The 16,591-nt window shown below is 66.2% G+C and carries 13 protein-coding genes; 3 read left to right on the top strand and 10 right to left on the bottom strand.

Going from position 1 to position 16,591, the window contains the following annotated elements:
• Positions 1–27: 27 nt before the first annotated feature.
• From RVY76_RS16045 to cyoA, 7 genes are read right to left on the bottom strand one after another with little or no spacing between them, the layout of a single operon-like run.
• Complete coding sequence (locus RVY76_RS16045) at positions 28–561, bottom strand: response regulator transcription factor (RefSeq protein ID WP_317376902.1); 534 nt, start codon at positions 559–561, stop codon at positions 28–30.
• Positions 551–1,846 (bottom strand): ATP-binding protein, encoded by a 1,296-nt coding sequence (locus tag RVY76_RS16040; protein ID WP_317376901.1) that lies wholly within the window; start codon positions 1,844–1,846, stop codon positions 551–553. Before RVY76_RS16040 ends, RVY76_RS16045 begins: the two co-directional genes overlap by 11 nt.
• Entirely contained in the window at positions 1,843–2,547 is a 705-nt protein-coding gene (locus tag RVY76_RS16035) for an SURF1 family protein (RefSeq protein WP_317377159.1), read from the bottom strand. Before RVY76_RS16035 ends, RVY76_RS16040 begins: the two co-directional genes overlap by 4 nt.
• Before the next feature lie 8 nt (positions 2,548–2,555).
• Positions 2,556–2,951, bottom strand: a complete 396-nt coding sequence (gene cyoD, locus RVY76_RS16030; RefSeq protein WP_317376900.1) for a cytochrome o ubiquinol oxidase subunit IV — start codon at positions 2,949–2,951, stop codon at positions 2,556–2,558.
• A complete protein-coding gene (cyoC, locus tag RVY76_RS16025; protein ID WP_317376899.1) occupies positions 2,948–3,568 on the bottom strand; it encodes a cytochrome o ubiquinol oxidase subunit III in 621 nt (206 codons plus the stop codon). Before cyoC ends, cyoD begins: the two co-directional genes overlap by 4 nt.
• Positions 3,568–5,565 (bottom strand): cytochrome o ubiquinol oxidase subunit I, encoded by a 1,998-nt coding sequence (gene cyoB / locus RVY76_RS16020; RefSeq protein WP_317377157.1) that lies wholly within the window; start codon positions 5,563–5,565, stop codon positions 3,568–3,570. The genes cyoC and cyoB overlap by 1 nt, the downstream gene beginning before the upstream one ends.
• A gap of 10 nt (positions 5,566–5,575) precedes the next feature.
• Positions 5,576–6,736, bottom strand: a complete 1,161-nt coding sequence (gene cyoA / locus RVY76_RS16015; protein WP_317376898.1) for a ubiquinol oxidase subunit II — start codon at positions 6,734–6,736, stop codon at positions 5,576–5,578.
• A gap of 146 nt (positions 6,737–6,882) precedes the next feature.
• On the opposite strand from cyoA, the gene RVY76_RS16010 reads away from it, so the two are divergent.
• From RVY76_RS16010 to treS, 3 genes are all read left to right on the top strand, one after another.
• Positions 6,883–8,220 carry an MFS transporter gene (locus tag RVY76_RS16010; RefSeq protein WP_317376897.1) on the top strand — a complete coding sequence of 446 codons (1,338 nt, stop codon included), beginning with the start codon at positions 6,883–6,885 and terminating at the stop codon, positions 8,218–8,220.
• Positions 8,221–8,310: 90 nt separating this feature from the next.
• A complete protein-coding gene (locus RVY76_RS16005; protein WP_317376896.1) occupies positions 8,311–10,278 on the top strand; it encodes an alpha-1,4-glucan--maltose-1-phosphate maltosyltransferase in 1,968 nt (655 codons plus the stop codon).
• Positions 10,275–13,565, top strand: coding sequence for a maltose alpha-D-glucosyltransferase (gene treS, locus RVY76_RS16000; protein ID WP_317376895.1), 3,291 nt, complete (start codon positions 10,275–10,277; stop codon positions 13,563–13,565). Before RVY76_RS16005 ends, treS begins: the two co-directional genes overlap by 4 nt.
• On the opposite strand, the gene RVY76_RS15995 is transcribed toward treS, so the two are convergent.
• The 3 genes from RVY76_RS15995 to RVY76_RS15985 are packed head-to-tail and all read right to left on the bottom strand — an operon-like array spanning position 13,562 to position 16,544.
• Positions 13,562–14,812 (bottom strand): FAD-dependent oxidoreductase, encoded by a 1,251-nt coding sequence (locus RVY76_RS15995; protein ID WP_317376894.1) that lies wholly within the window; start codon positions 14,810–14,812, stop codon positions 13,562–13,564. The genes treS and RVY76_RS15995 overlap by 4 nt on opposite strands.
• Positions 14,809–15,669 carry a squalene/phytoene synthase family protein gene (locus tag RVY76_RS15990; RefSeq protein WP_317376893.1) on the bottom strand — a complete coding sequence of 287 codons (861 nt, stop codon included), beginning with the start codon at positions 15,667–15,669 and terminating at the stop codon, positions 14,809–14,811. The genes RVY76_RS15995 and RVY76_RS15990 overlap by 4 nt, the downstream gene beginning before the upstream one ends.
• On the bottom strand, positions 15,666–16,544 hold the full coding sequence (locus tag RVY76_RS15985) for a squalene/phytoene synthase family protein (RefSeq protein WP_317376892.1): 879 nt from the start codon (positions 16,542–16,544) through the stop codon (positions 15,666–15,668). The genes RVY76_RS15990 and RVY76_RS15985 overlap by 4 nt, the downstream gene beginning before the upstream one ends.
• Between the last annotated feature and the right edge of the window lie 47 nt (positions 16,545–16,591).

The raw sequence follows: 16,591 nt of genomic DNA, 5'->3' as shown, positions 1-16,591 counted from the left end.
CTCTCGCGAGCGGGTCGGCGGATTCCGTCAATCGACCCGGCGCTTGCCGAGCTTCCGGGCGAGCGTGCGGCGATGCATCCCGAGCCGTCGCGCGGCCTCGGAGATGTTGAAATCGCATTCGGCCAGCACCTCGTGGATGCGCTCCCACTCGAGCGTCTTGATCGAGGTCTGGCGGAACGTGACGGTGACATCCGGATCGCCCTCGCCCCGCGCGAAGGCGGCCTCGATATCGTCGGTATTCGACGGCTTGGCGAGATAATGACAGGCCCCCAGCTTGATGGCCTCGACCGCCGTGGCGATGCTTGCATAACCCGTCAGCACGACGATCTTCATGTCGGGATCGCGCTCGTGCAGGGCCTTGACGCATTCGAGCCCTGATCCGTCGCCGAGCTTGAGATCGACCACCGCGAAATCGGGCGTCTCGTCCTGCACCGCTTCGCGCGCGGCGGCGACGCTTTCGGCATGGGTGACGACGTAGTCGCGCCGCTCGAACGACCGGGCGAGGGTGCGCGACAGCGCCGCGTCGTCCTCGACGATGAGCAGAGTGGGTCTAACCTCCACGGCGATCCTCCGGAGTGAGCCGGTCGAGCGGCAGCGTCAGGCACAGCACGGCCCCGCCTTCGGGATCGTTGCGCGCGACGACCTGTCCGCCGAGCTTACGCATGACGTTCACGACGAGATATAGTCCGAGACCGCCGCCCGGCCGCCCCTTTGTCGAGGTATAGGGCCTGCCGAAGCTCTGCAGCATCTCGTCCGGAAAGCCCGGCCCGTCATCCGCGATGTCGATCTCGAGCGTTTCGCCGTCGAGCCGTGCCGTCACCTCGATCCTGAGGGCCCCGGCTTCGAACGCGTTGTCGAAGAGACTCGCGATGACCTGCCGGAGCGCCGGATCGGCCAGGATCTCGCGATCGGGATCGACCTTGTCGCGATAGCCGATCCGTCCCGTCTGCCGGGTAAGCTTCCATTCGGCGATGGTCTGCCGCATGAAATCGCCGATGGTGGTGCGGCTGATCATCTCGCCGCGCGCCTCGCCCGAGGACATGAGGATGCCCGTCACGATCGTCTTGCAGCGGTCGAGCTGCGTCTGCATCTCGGCAAGTTCCGGGCCCAGATCCGGATCGCCGCCGAGCGCGGGAGATCGCTGCCAGTCCCCGAGTATCACCGACAGCACCGAGAGCGGCGTGCCGAGCTCGTGCGCGGCACCAGACGCCAGAAGCCCGAGGCGGACGATATGTTCCTCCTCCACGGCCTGCCGTTTGAGATCGGCGAGCCTCTGGTCGCGGCTGCGCAGGTTCCGGGCGATCCGGCCGATGAAATAGACGAGCAGCCCGGACGCCAGCAGGAAGCAGATGAGGGTTCCGACGACATAGAGTTGCGGCAGGTTCGCGTCGGGCGCCAGCGTCAGGTCGTGCGACAGCGGATCGTAGATCAGCGCCGCGAAGAAGACGGCCGTCAGCGCGGCGAGGGCCCAGGCCGCACGCGGCGTCAGCAGCACTGCGCCGAGGATGATCTGCAGCAGATAGAGCATCACGAACGGGTTCGAGGCACCGCCGCTGAAGACGAGCTGCGCCGTCAGCGCGGCCACGTCGAGCAGGATCTGCATCAACAGCTCGGTGTTCGAGACATGCGGATCCCTGCGGCCGAGCGTCAACGTCGCGACATTGGCCCCCAGCAGCAGCGCCACGACGACCGCCATCGGCACCAGCGGCAGGTCGATGCCCAGCACGAGATACACGAAGAGGATCGTCGCGATCTGTCCGGCCGCCGCGATCCAGCGCAGCTGCGTCAGCAGCGCGAGGTTCTGGCGATTGGCGATCGCATCGGCGGGAAACGGTGTGTCCGTCATCCGTCGGCCCCGGTCGGCCGCCCCTTCGGGCGGACCCGCAGGACCAGCCATGTCGCGCCGAGCGACATGGCCATCAGGGTGAACCAGGTAAGCGCATAGACCATATGCGTATTGCGGAACGCGATGACGGTAAGGCCGCCTTCGGGCGGCGCGCCGCCATTCGCCCCGGCCTCGGCGTCGATGAAGTAGGGGGCGACCTGCCCCAGATCCATCGCCCGGGCGATCGCGTCGACATCGCGCGAATACCAGCGCCCGGCTTTGGGATCGTTGGCGCGCAGGAAGCCGCCATCGGGCTCGGTCATGCGCAGCAGGCCGGTGACCTCGACCGGCCCCTCGGGGCGGGTGATCTCGGCGTCGCGGGAGGGAACGAAGCCCCGATTGACGAGGATCGTGGGCCCGTCATCCGTCACGAAGGGCTGGAGAACCCAGTATCCGGCCCCCAGTTCGGTGACCGCCTGCACGAGCGAGGTTTCGCCGCGAAACCTCCCCCCCGACGAGACGCGCAGATATTCCGCATCCTCGCGGGTGAGATCCGCCCAGTCGCCGGGCCCCGGAGGGGCCACGGGCGGTGCCGTCACGCGGGTTTCGACCCGGTCGATCAGGTCGATCTTCCAGGCACGCCGCTCGATCTGCCACCAGCCGAGGCCGGCGAAGGCCACGGCGAGCGCGAGCGTCAGGAGGGCGGGCAGCAGGCGGCGCATGGCCGCGCTCAAGATCCGCCCATGTCGTGGACCGGCATCATGTTGGCGTTCATGTGATACATGACCCAGAGCGTGCCGCTGACGGCGATCACGAGGACGATGAAGGTGAAGATCAGCGCCATGAAGGTCCATCCCCCCTCGGATCGCGGATCCATGTGCAGGAAGTAGATCATGTGCACGACGATCTGCACCGCGGCGAAGGCCACGACGAGGAGTGCCGTGATCTGCGGGCTCGCGATCGGCCGGTCCATCACCAGCCAGAACGGGATCGCCGTCAGGATGACGGCGAGCACGAAGCCCGTCACGTAACCCTTGATCGACCCGTGCGACGCACCGCCGTGGTCGTGGCTGATTTCGGCCTCGGTATTGGCCTCGCCGTAGGTGTCGTGATGCGCGGGGCTCATTGCAGCACTCCCAGCAGGTAGACGAAGGTGAAGACGCCGATCCAGATGACATCGAGGAAGTGCCAGAACATCGACAGGCACATCAGGCGGCGCTGGTTGGCCCCGATGAGGCCGCGCCGGCTGACTTGCACCATCAGCGTGACGAGCCAGATCGTCCCGAAGAAGACGTGCAGCCCGTGCGTGCCGACAAGGACGAAGAAGGCCGAGAGGAACCCGCTCCGCTGCGGACCGGCGCCGATATGGATCAGGTGGTGGAACTCGTAGAGCTCGACCCCGAGGAAGCCGAGCCCCAGAAGCCCCGTGACGGCAAGCCAGGCCTGCATCGCGCCCTGCCGTCCGGACGTCATGGCGATCATGGCGAAGCCGAAGGTGATCGAGGAGACCAGCAGGATCGCGGTGTTGATCGCGATGAGGTGAAGCTCGAACAGGTCCGCGGGCGCGGGCCCGGCGGCGTAGTTGCCGCCGAGCACACCGTAGGTGGCGAAGAGGATCGCGAAGATGAGGCAATCGCTCATCAGGTAGATCCAGAAGCCCAGCATCGTCGAGCTGCCCTCTGGGTGGTGCGGCTCTTCGGGCAGGTGGAAGCGGTCGCGGGCGATGTCTGCGGTGGCGCTCATCACGTGGCTCCCGTCAGGCGTTGCGTGCGGATCGCCTCGGTCCGGGCGACCTCGTCGGCGGGGATGTGGTGGTCACGGTGATAATCGAAGCTGTGATAGATCGCGTAACCGATGACCCCCAGGAACGACAGGGCCGCGAGCCACCAGACATACCAGACGAGCGCCATGCCGAGGACCACGCTGAAGCCCGCGATGACCACGCCCGCCGAGGTGTTCGAGGGCATGTGGATGGGCTGGAAGCCGTCCTCCGGCCGCTCGTAGCCGCGTGCCTTCATGTCAGCCCAGGCGTCGGTCGCATGGACCACGGGCGTGAAGGCGAAGTTGTAGGCCGGCGGCGGCGAGGAGGTCGCCCATTCCAGCGTCCGCCCGTTCCACGGGTCGCCCGTCGTGTCGGCGAGTTCCTCGCGACGCCAGACCGAGACGGCGAACTGAACCAGCATGGCCGCGATGCCGATGGCGATGAGAACCGCGCCGAAGGCCGCGATGCCGAACCAGATCTGCAGCGAGGGATCGTCGAAGACCCGCATCCGTCGCGTCACGCCCATGAGGCCCAGGATGTAGAGCGGCATGAACGCGGCCCAGAAGCCCACGACCCAGAACCAGAACGACACCTTGCCCCAGAACGGGTCGAGCTTGAACCCGAAGGCCTTGGGCCACCAGTAGTTGATCGCCGCGAAGCTGCCGAAGAGCACGCCGCCGATGATGACGTTGTGGAAGTGCGCCACGAGGAAGAGCGAGTTGTGCAGCAGGAAGTCCGCAGGCGGCACGGCCAGCAGCACGCCCGTCATGCCGCCCACGGTGAAGGTCAGCATGAACGCGACGGTCCACATCATCGGCAGCTCGAACCGGATCCGGCCCTGATACATGGTGAAGAGCCAGTTGAAGATCTTGGCCCCCGTCGGGATCGAGATGATCATCGTCGTGATGCCGAAGAAGGCGTTCACGCTGGCCCCGTTGCCCATCGTGAAGAAGTGGTGGAGCCACACGACATAGGCCAGGACCGTGATGACCACGGTCGCGTAGACCATCGAGGTATAGCCGAAGAGCCGCTTGCCCGAGAAGGTCGACGTGACCTCGGAGAAGACGCCGAAGAGCGGCAGGATCAGGATGTAGACCTCGGGGTGGCCCCAGATCCAGATGAGGTTCACGTACATCATGGCGTTGCCGCCCATATCCGTCGTGAAGAAGTTCGTGCCGACATAGCGGTCGAGCGACAGCAGGACGAGAACGGCCGTCAGGACCGGGAAGGAGGCCACGATCAGGATGTTGGTGCAGAGGCTCGTCCAGGTGAAGATCGGCATCTTCATCAGGTTCATGCCCGGCGCGCGCATCTTGAGAATCGTGCAGATGAGGTTGATGCCCGACAATGTCGTGCCCACACCCGCGACCTGCAGCGCCCAGATGTAGTAGTCGACGCCCACATAGGGCGATGCATCGAGCCCCGATAGCGGCGGGAAGGCCAGCCAGCCCGTCTGCGCGAATTCGCCGAGGAAGAGCGAGGCCATGACCATGACCGCGCCGCCCGCCGTCATCCAGAACGAGAAGTTGTTGAGGAACGGGAATGCCACGTCGCGCGTGCCGATCTGCAGCGGGACGACGTAGTTCATCAGGCCGGTGATGATCGGCATCGCCACGAAGAAGATCATGATGACCCCGTGGGCCGTGAAGACCTGATCGTAGTGATGCGAGTTCAGGTAGCCGTCGGACCCGCCGAACGCCATGACCTGCTGAAGGCGCATCATGATGGCGTCGGCGAAACCCCGCAGCAGCATGACGATGCCGAGGATCATGTACATGATCCCGATCTTCTTGTGGTCCACGGTCGTGAACCATTCGTTCCAGAGATACCCCCAGAGACGATAGCGTTGGATCAGGTAGATCATGCCGATCCCACCCAGTGCAACGACGACGAAGGTCGCCTGCACGATGGGGTCGTAGGGGATCGCAGCCCAGGTCAGGCGCCCGAAGATGGGGCTGACGGGAATGGTTTCTGTCATTTCCATGATGTCACGATTCGCTGTCTTGGTCCGGGGACGTGCCGTCGGGGGAGGATTGCCGCGGCGCGATGCCGCCGTTTAGGAGGTCTTGCCCGGTGAGGATGGCGAAGCGGTCGCGGATCGGCAGCGCCTCGCGCGCGACGATCGCGTCCATCGCCTCTTCTTCGGTGCAGATCGCGGGGACGTAGCGGCGCTCTGGTCCGAAGACGGCCGCGGTTCGCCGGTCAGAGTTGTCGGGCAGTGTGGCGTGCAGCCCTTCGAGCCCGAGCCCGCCCTGCGCGTCGATCGCCATCATCTCGCTCATGCACATGCGACCGGGCTCGACGCACATGTTGACGATCAGGTCGAAGAGGTTGTCCTCGACGTCCGAGAAGGGGACGACCGGATCCGCCACGCTCGGCACGGCCAGTTCGAGATAGGCCTCGCGGTCGAGCGTGGAGCCGTCATCGCGCGTGCGGGCGATCCAGTCGTCGAAGCCCGCATCGTCCGTCGCCACGACATCAAAGCGCATCTGGGAGAAGCCCGCGCCGCTGTAATGGGCCGAGCGCCCCTCGAACGTGCCTTCGGAATTGAGCACGCCGTGCAGCGTCGTCTCCATTCCGGCCATGGTGTAGATCATGCCGGCCATGGTGGGCACGGAGAAGGTGTTCATCACCTTTTCGGAGGTGAGCGAGAACGTCACGGGACGATCGACCGGCACGACAAGCTCGTTGACCATCGCGACGTCGTATTGCGGATAGATGAAGAGCCATTTCCAGTCGAGCGAGACGACCTGGATCTCGATCGGCTCCACCTCGGCGTCGATCGGGGTCGAGGCGTCGATCCGCCCGAGCGGACGATAGGGGTCGAGATGATGCGTGCCCACGTAGGTCACGGCACCCAGCACGATGATGATGAGCAGCGGCACCGCCCAGACGACAAGTTCGATCTTGGTCGAATGATCCCAGTCGGGCGCGTATTCCGCGTCCTCGTTGCTTGCGCGGTAGCGCCAGGCGAAGATCACCGTGAGCGCCATGACCGGCACGATCACGAGCAGCATCAGCAGCGTGGCGAAGATCAGCAGGTTGCTCTGCTGCTGCGCGACGTCGCCTGCGGGGGAAAGCAGCACCATGTCGCATCCGGCCAGCGGCAGGACGGCGAGAAGGGCGAGAATCGTGCGTCTGAGGATCATGGCATCCACGGTCTTGGTCTGGATCGCCGCAAGGGCTACCAAGGGGGCGGGGCGGTGGCGATTGGACAATCCGTCCAATGCAGCCCGCGGCCGCGACGCGGCATAAGGGACCCTGCGGCGGGATGCGTCCGACCGCGAAAGACGCGATGAACGAGGCGAAACACGTGGCCGATTCCCCAGAGAGCGCTCTCGAGAAAGAGGCGCGCAACATCAATATCGACGATCCGCACCATGTGAATCCGGGCGATGTCGCGGTGGGCGTGGTGATCGGCCGCACATCCGAGTTCTTCGACTTCTTCGTTTTCGCGGTCGCGTCGGTGATCGTGTTCCCGGCCTGGGTCTTTCCCTATGCCGATCCGGTCGTGGGCACGATCTACTGCTTCGCGATCTTCGCGCTCGCCTTCATCGCGCGGCCCTTCGGCACGATGCTGTTCAATTACATCGACCACCGGCAGGGAAAGAGCGCGCGGCTGACATCGGCGCTGCTGATGCTCGGCACCGCGACCGTGGCGATCGGGTTTCTCCCGTCCTACGATTCGATCGGCAACTTCTCCGTCGCGATCCTGATCATCCTGCGGATCATGCAGGGGCTCGCCATCGGGGGCAGCTGGGACGGGCTCGCCTCGCTTCTCGCGCTCGACGCGCCCGACGAGAAGCGGTCGTTCTACACCATGGTGCCGCAGATCGGCGCCGCCGTCGGCTTTCTCGTGGCGACGGGGCTCTTCGCCTATTTCCTGGCCGTGCTCTCGCCCGAGGATTTCTACGATTGGGGCTGGCGTTATCCGTTCTTCGTGGCCTTCGCAATCAACGTCGTGGCACTTTTCGCCAGGCTCCGGATCGTGGTGACACCCGAATACACCAAGCTTTTCCGCGCGCGTGAATTGCAGCCCGAGCCGATCTTCAAGACGGTGCGCTCCGAGGGGCCGACCATCCTGCTGGGCGCGTTCGTGCCGCTCGCGACCTTCGCGCTCTTCCACATGATGACGGTGTTCCCGCTGTCGTGGATCTTTCTCTACACCGACGAAGAGCCGTGGCACTTCCTGACCATCTCCTCCGTCGCGTCGGCCTTCTTCCTGGTGGGGATCCTCGCCTCGGGATGGCTCGCCGCGAAATACGGTCGGCGCCGCCTCCTGCGCGATTGCGCCATCGCGACGGCCGCCTTCAGCGGTTTCGCGCCGCAATTCCTCGATGGCGGCGTGGTGGGCGAGATCTTCTTCATGTTCAGCGGCTTCGCGCTTCTCGGCATCTGCTTCGGCCAATCCTCGGGCGTGGTCGCGCAGCGTTTCTCCAAACGGTTCCGCTATACCGGGTCGGCCATCACATCCGACATGGCGTGGCTGTTCGGGGCGGGGTTCGCACCGCTCGCGGCGCTTTCCCTGTCGGCCTATTTCGGCCTGATCGCGGCGGGGGCCTATCTCCTGTCGGGGGCGATCTGCACGATCGTGGCGCTCGGGGTGGCCAACCGGCTCGACCGGAAGGGCTGAACGCCGCTCCGCGCGTTGCGGTCGGGAACCCGGCTCCGCGCGGCCTTGTTAGACGGACGAAGCAATCCCGTGCGGTGAGGAACCCCGGATATGTCGTCCGACACGAAGAAGAACATGAAGGACGCGAGCCTCGAAGAGCTCGCGCAACATCGGTTGGTGATCGAGGCGGTCGCGCCCATGATCGACGGGGGCCGGTTCGCCGCGAAAGCGGTCGAGGGCTGGCCCTTCGCGATCGAGGCCGACATCTTCGGCGACGGCCACGAGGTGGTCGCGGCGGCGGTGGTCCTGCCCGACGGCCGCGAAGAGCGGATGGCCTTTGTCGACAACGACCGCTGGGGAGCGGAGGTCACGTTCGACCGTAATGGCCCGTCAAGTTTCAAGATCATCGCGTGGCGTGATCTCTGGGGCACCTGGGCGCGCGATACCCGCAAGAAGATCGACGCGGGCCAGGATGTCGCGGTCGAGATGAAGGAGGCGGCGGATCTCCTTTCGCGGACCAAGGCCCCGCGTGGGTCGGCCGGAACGCTCAAGGCGCTCGCCACCGCCGCGAAGAAGGGCAATGCCGAGACGCTGCTGACGGCTGAGGCGGCCGAGCTCATGAACCGGATCGGGCCGCGCGGCAACGTCACCGAATATCCCATGGAAATCCCCGTCTGGGTCGATCGCGAGCGCGCCGCGTTCTCGGCCTGGTACGAGCTTTTCCCACGATCCGCCGGGTCCGCGGGCAGGCACGGCACGTTCCGCGACGTGATCGGGCGGCTCGACTACGTGCGGGATCTGGGGTTCGACGTTCTCTATTTCCCGCCCATTCACCCGATCGGCACGACGAACCGCAAGGGCAAGAACAACGCATTGCGTGCCGAGCCCGGCGATGTCGGCTCGCCCTATGCGATCGGATCGCCCGAGGGCGGAATGACCGACGTCCATCCCGAACTCGGGACGCTTGAGGATCTCGACGCGCTGGTCGCGGCGGCCCGTGAGAAGGGGCTCGAGATCGCGCTGGACATCGCGCTCAACGCTTCGCCCGATCACCCTTGGATCGAGGAACATCCCGACTGGTTCGAGCGACGGCCCGATGGAAGCATCAAGTTTGCCGAGAATCCGCCGAAGAAATATGAGGATATCGTCAACTTCCGCTACTACAACGACGATGGAAGCCCGAACGCCCCCTTCTGGAAGGCGGTGCGCGACATCTTTCTGTTCTGGGCCGATCGGGGCGTGCTGTGCTTCCGGGTCGACAACCCCCACACCAAGCCGTTCCCGTTCTGGGAATGGATCATCGCCGAAGTTCGGGACGCGCATCCCGGCGCGATCTTCCTGAGCGAGGCGTTCACACGCCCGAAGGTGATGAAGCGGCTCGCCAAGCTCGGCTTCAACCAGAGCTATACCTACTACACCTGGCGCAACACGAAGGCCGATCTGGCGGAGTATCTGACCGAGCTCACGACCGAGGAATGCCGCGATCACATGCGGCCGAACTTCTTCACCAACACGCCCGACATCAATCCGTATTTCAACCACACGTCGGGCCGTCCGGGCTTTCGGACCCGCGCGCTGATGGCCGGATCGCTTGTCGGGAACTGGGGGATGTATTCGGGCTTCGAGCTGTGCGAGGCGGACTGGCTGCCGCCCAAGGACGAATATCTCGATTCCGAGAAATACGAGTTGAAGCATCGCGACTACGATGCGCCGGGTCACATCAAGGAAGATGTCCGTCTCATCAACCATATCCGCCGGACCGAGCCCGCGATGCGCGACTTCCGCAACCTGCGGTTCTATCACGCATCGGACGACCGGGTGCTCTATTACGGTCGTTTCGACCGGAGTTCGGGCAGTTACCTGCTCTTTCACGTGCTGATCGACCCGTTCAACCCCGCCGAGTTCTCGTTCGAAGTCCCGCTCTGGGAATTCGGCCTGCCCGACGACGGTGCGATCGGGGTGGTGGACATGGTGCATGGCAACGGGTTTGACTGGCACGGCAAGACGCACATCCTGGGCCTCGATCCGCAGACGCGGCCCTACGCGATCTGGAAGCTGGTGCCGCGGGAGGCCGAATGAACGACATGGTGACGGGCGCAATGGCGCAGGCGACGGACGGGCAGGCGGCGGACTGGTACAAGGATGCCGTCATCTACCAGCTGCATATCAAGGCATATCAGGACTCGAACGGCGACGGCATCGGCGACTTCAAAGGGTTGATGCAGCGGCTCGATCATATCGAGGATCTGGGCGCGACGGCGATCTGGGTACTGCCGTTCTATCCCTCGCCGCTTCGCGACGACGGCTACGACATCTCCGAATACAAGGCCATCAACCCGTCCTACGGCACGATGGAGGATTTCGAGACGCTGGTCTCCGAGGCGCACCGGCGCGGCCTGAAGGTCATCACCGAGCTCGTCATCAACCACACCTCGGACCAGCACGAATGGTTTCAGCGCGCCCGCCGCGCGCCGAAGGGAAGCCCCGAGCGGGATTTCTACGTCTGGTCCGACGATCCGCAGAAATGGATGGACAAGACGCGGGTCATCTTCAACGACACCCATGACAGCAACTGGACGTGGGACCCGGTGGCGGAGCAGTTCTACTGGCACCGCTTCTTCGATCACCAACCCGATCTGAACTTCGACAATCCCGCCGTGATGGAGGCCGTGCTCGATGCCATGCATTTCTGGCTCGACAAGGGTGTCGACGGCCTGAGGCTCGACGCGATCCCCTATCTGGTCGAGCGCGACGGCACCAACAACGAGAACCTGCCCGAGACGCATGACGTGCTGAAGGCGATCCGCGCCGATCTCGACAAGCATTACGAGGGCCGGATGCTGCTGGCCGAGGCGAACCAGTGGCCCGAGGACACGCGCCCCTATTTCGGCGAGGGCGACGAATGCCACATGGGCTTCCACTTCCCGCTCATGCCGCGGATGTACATGGCCGTGGCGCAGGAGGACCGCTATCCGATCTCGGACATCATCCGGCAGACGCCCGAGATCCCCGAGGATTGCCAATGGGCGATCTTCCTGAGGAACCACGACGAGCTGACGCTCGAAATGGTGACGGATCGCGAGCGTGACTATCTGTGGGACTTCTACGCGTCGGACAAGCGGGCGCGGATCAATATGGGGATCCGCCGTCGCCTCGCGCCGCTGCTGCAGAACGACCGCCGCAAGATCGAGCTTCTCAATTCGCTGCTGATGTCGATGCCGGGCACGCCCATCGTCTATTACGGCGACGAGATCGGCATGGGCGACAACTACTATCTCGGCGACCGGGACGGCGTCCGCACGCCCATGCAGTGGTCGGCCGACCGCAATGCCGGTTTCTCGCGCGCGCTTCCCCAGCAGCTCTACCTGCCGACGATTCAGGACCCGGTCCACGGCTATCAGGCCATCAACGTCGAGGCGCAGCAGGCCTCGCCCACATCGCTTCTGAACTGGATCCGCCGGATGATCGGCGTTCGGCAGCGCCATCCGGTCTTCGGGCGCGGCGAGATCGAGCTGCTCTATCCCGCGAACCGCAAGGTTCTCGCCTATCTGCGCCGCGACGGGTCCGAGACGGTACTCTGCGTCGCGAACCTGTCGCGTCAGGCCCAGGCGGCCGAGATCGACCTGCACGAATTCGACGGGCGCGTGCCGATCGAGATGACGGGGCAATCGGCTTTTCCTGCGGTGGGCACGCTTCCCTATATGTTGACGCTGCCCGGATACGGTTTCTACTGGTTCCTGCTGTCCGAGGCGGATGACGCGTCGGGATGGAACGCACCGCAAGGACAGATCCTGCCGGATTTCCTGACGCTCACCACGCGCGACGGGACGCTCGCGGGTGCATTGTCGGACCGCGCGGCGGGGGCTTTCGTGCAGGATACGCTGCGCGACTACCTGCCCATGCAGAGATGGTTCGCCGCCAAGGAGAACCGGATCGACGGGGTCGAGCTGACCCAGCTCGCCCAGATGGAAGAGGGGCGGCACATGCTCGCCGTGGCCGATGTGACTGCCGGCGACGCGACGCAGCGCTATTTCATGCCCCTCTCGGCCGTTTGGGGCGAGGACAATCTTTCGATGTCGCCGCGCCTCCCCGCGACGCTGGCCAAGCTGCGCCGCGCCAACAGCGTGGGTGCGGTGCTTGACGGTGCCGTGGACGAGGCAATGGCCGTGGCGCTGCTCAGGGCGCTGCGCGACGGGCGGGAGATCGACGCGCAGGCAGGTCGTATCGATTTCACCAGAACCGACCGGATGGATGCGATCCCAGACGATCCGGGCGAGCCGAGATTGCTGTCGGGCGAGCAATCGAACGCCTCGATCGCCTTTGCCGACACGGTGATCCTGAAGCTTTATCGCCGTCTCCAGCAGGGGGTGCAGCCCGATATCGAGATCGCGCGGTTCCTGACATCCGAGACCGATTTCGCGGCAGCCCCCGCGCTGCTCGGGACGATCGACTGGACGGATGCGGATGGCGAGGTCACGACTCTCGCCGCCGCGTTCGATTTCGTCCGCAACCAGGGTGACGCCTGGACCTACGTGACGGGCGCGCTCGATCGCGGGCTCGAACGACGCGAGATGGCGGGTCGCGAGGCGATGTCGCCAGAGGACGACACCAGCCTCGACGGGCCGGTCGATATCGCGACCGTCCTCGGGCAGCGGACGGCCGAGCTTCACCTCGCGCTGGCAAGCGGGGCCGAGGGCAGCGCCTTCGCCCGCGAGCCGCTGACGCGCGACACGGTATCCGAGCTTGCCCGGACCGTCCGGGCCGAACTGTCGGACACGCTCGACCGGTTGCAATCGCATCTGGGGTCGTTGCCCGAGGAAAGCCGCGTCGTGGCCGAAGAGTTGCTCGACCGGCGTGCGGCGCTCCTCGCGCGGATCGACGCGCTCGAAGGGATGGAGCCGTCGGGCGGCATTGCCCGCATTCATGGCGATTATCATCTCGGACAGGTCCTTGTCGTCGAGACCGACGTGACGATCATCGATTTCGAAGGCGAGCCCGCGCGCCCGCTTTCGGAACGGCAGGCGAAGACCTCTCCGCTGCGCGACGTCGCGGGCATGTTGCGGAGCTTCGACTACGCGCTCTGGTCTACTCTGCGCCGTCGGATCGAGCTCGGGGCCGACCCCGACCGCACCATGGCAGATGCCGAAGAATGGAGGCGCGCGACGGAGGCGACGTTCCTGTCGGCCTATCGCGAAGTGGCGGAAGGCAGCGCGTTGCATCCCTCGGATGCCGGGTTCGAGCGTGCGTTGCTGGACCTCTTCCTGATCCAGAAGGCGGGCTACGAGGTGGGCTATGAGATGGCGATGCGGCCCGATTGGGTCGAGATCCCGCTCAGGGGCCTGCTGACCCTCGCGCGCGCGGGCTAGTTCCTGTCAGCGATTCGCCGGGCCGCATCGAGGCCCGAGCGGATCGCGGCTTCGATGGAGCAGGGAAGGCCGGTCGCAAGGTGATCGCCTGCAAGGGCGAGGTTCGAAAACCGGCTTTCCGGCGAATGCCTGCGCGCGACGGCGTCGGCCGACTGGTCCCACGTCGCCGATTTGGCGCGGATCAGCCGCCGGGCGAGGGGGGGCGCGCCACCCAGATCGAGCGCGCGGCGCACGTCCGGCCAGAGCGCGTCGAGCAATGCCTCGTTCGCCATGCCCGCCGCGCCGGAGCTTTCGGCGGCCGAAACGGTGACCGAGACCACGTCGTCGCGGCAGAAGATCCATTGCGTGCGCGCCCCGACCACACCCATGATGGATGGCAAGTCCCGCGCTTTGTCCGGCGCGATGCGGAAATGCGCGTTGAGAATGGTCTGCCCGGGCGCGGGCCGCGCGCCGTCGATCACCCGCTCCATCGCATCGGCGGAGGCGAGAACGACTGCATCGTCATGTGCGAGGGGAACGCTTTCGGACCCGAAGGAGAGCGCGGTGATCTTTCCCTCGGCGGATTCGACTCCACGCAGCGGCGCACCCCATCTGAGACGCGCCCCGCGCCGTTCGAGCAGGGCAAGCGCCGGGTCGACCAGCGCGGGGCCGAGCCCTTCAGGCGCGAGGACCGGGCGGCTCGCGCCCGCGCCTTTCAGGACCGTCTCGCGCAGAACCCGCGCGAGGAGGAGGGCCGATCCACGCTCGGGCGGCTCGTTCAGGACGGCGAGGGTCAGCGGCTCCCAGAAGGCGCGCCATCCGGGACCCCGGCCGGGGATCGTTTCGCCGACGCTCCGCCCCGGCCCGGCGCGAAGCAGGCGCAGGATGTCGAGCGCCACGCGACCCGTGCCGCCCGGAAGGCGGGTCCCATGTCGCCAAAATGCGCCGATGCCGTCTGGAATCCGCACAATCCAGCGTCTTCCGTCGGCAAGGTCGACGAAGGGCAGGGCGGCATCTTCGGCAATGCTCAGCCGGTCGCTTGCCCCGATCCGCCGCGCGTGGTCGAGAACGGCTGCGTTACCCGACAGGATCAGGTGATTTCCGTTGTCGATCACCCGGTCGAGCGCGCTGTCGTGAAAGCTCCAGCAGCGGCCACCGGCGCGGCGTGTTGCCTCCCAGAGGGTGATCCGGAGCCCCGGATCCTCGCTCAGCCGTGCGGCGCATGCAAGACCGGCCAGCCCCGCGCCGACGATGTGGATCTGCCTCATCTGAGGCCCGACCCGCCCGACAGCACGCAGGCGATGCCGTCCACCGCCTTGCGCCAGCCGGGGCTCGGGGCGGGTACGGTCCAGTGGCCCTCCATCCGGCGCAGAAGCCTCTCGTAGGGCCCCATCATGAGGAGCGCCGGCACGATCCGCAGCCGGTCATGGGCGGGAACCTCGCGCGCGGCTTGCCCGAAGGCCGCCCGCGCCCGCACCCCGAGCGCCGCGCGCGCGCGGGGAAGGCCCGGCGCGACGGCGATGAGATCGGGATCGGCGGGCACGCCCGCGCGGTCGAGCGTCTCTCGTGGGAGGTAGATCCGACCGAGCGCCGCATCCTCCTCCACGTCGCGCAGGATGTTGGTCAGCTGCAGTGCCTCGGCCAACGACAGCGCGAAGCGCTCGGACGGTGCGCCGCGCCAGGCCCCGAAAATCCGCATCGACAGAAGCCCGACCGTGCCCGCCACGCGGCGCACGTAACGATCGAGCGTCGCATCGTCGGGGGCCACGATCGGATGGATGTCCATCCGCATCCCGTCGAGGATCAGGCTGAGCTCTTCGGGCGGGAGGTCGAACCTGTCGATGGCATCCGAGAGCTCCTGCCCGAGCGGGGTCCGCGGCCGTCCGGCGGCCATGGCATCGAGCTCGTCCTCCCAGAAGGCAAGGGCGCTGGCCTTTTCCGCGGGCGGGCGCGGGGCATCCACGATGTCGTCGACGATGCGGCAGAAGGCGTAGATCGCATAGATTGCGGCGCGTCGCTCTGCCGGCAGGATCCGCATCCCGTGGACAAAGGACGAGCCCGATGCCGCGACGATCTGCCGGCTGTCGAGATGGGCCGCCTCGTTCCCCCGGCTCGTATGCGTCATGCCGAAACGCGCGCCGTCCCCGCGCGTCGCGGTCCGAGCGCCGTGCCGATCCCCGCCGCGAAGGCGCGCACGACGTCGCCGCGCGCGGGCTTGATCCGGGTGGCGAGCGGATCGCCCGCGCGGAGCCTCGCTGAAAGCCTGCGGGCGATGACGAGGATCACGCGCACCTCTCCGGCAAGACGGCGCGACGTCAGACGGCCCGGCAGCAGGGCCGCCTGCGCGAGAAGCCCGTCCGTGAGGTCGAGGGTCGCGTCGATCGCGGCCCGCAAGCCGGGGCTTGCCGCGTCCCGGTCGAGATCGGCAGGGGTGCATCCCGCCGCCTGCATCATGTCCCGCGGCAGATAGACCCGGTCGAGATCGCGGTAATCGGCGCGCAGATCCTGCATGTGGTTCAGCACCTGCAGCACGGTGCAGAGTGCGTCCGAAGGACCGTACGTCGCGGGCGCTTCGTCGTGGATGTCGAGGATGAAGCGGCCGACTGGGTCCGCCGACATCCGGCAGTAATCGACAAGGTCGTCCCAGCTGGCATAGCGCGTCCGCACGGCATCCTGCCGGAATGCGCCCAGCAGCGCGCGGGCATGGATCGTGGCACCGCCGCGATCGTCCGCGATCAGGACCCGGGCGAGTTCAACGCCATACGGCTCCCCTTCCGGCGCGAGGTCGAGCCCGGCCTCGAACCGGTCGAGCCGTGCGAGCTTCTCCCCGGAAGGCAGGACCGGATCGTCGGCCACGTCGTCGGCGGCACGCGCGAAATCGTAGAACGCAGCCATCAGCCTGCGACTGCGACGCCGCACGAGGAGCGATGCCACGGGAAAGTTCTCGCCCCGGCTCATCGCGACGCCCTGCGCCGCGGGTGGCGCATCATTTCGCCGCATGATCGAGCGTGAATCCGCACTAGCTTTCCTCGGAGTTGCATTCGGTA

This window comes from Palleronia sp. LCG004, assembly GCF_032931615.1.
Taxonomy (GTDB): domain Bacteria; phylum Pseudomonadota; class Alphaproteobacteria; order Rhodobacterales; family Rhodobacteraceae; genus Palleronia.
Note: the sequence above shows the minus strand (reverse complement) of the source record. Positions and strands in the feature narration are given on the sequence as shown.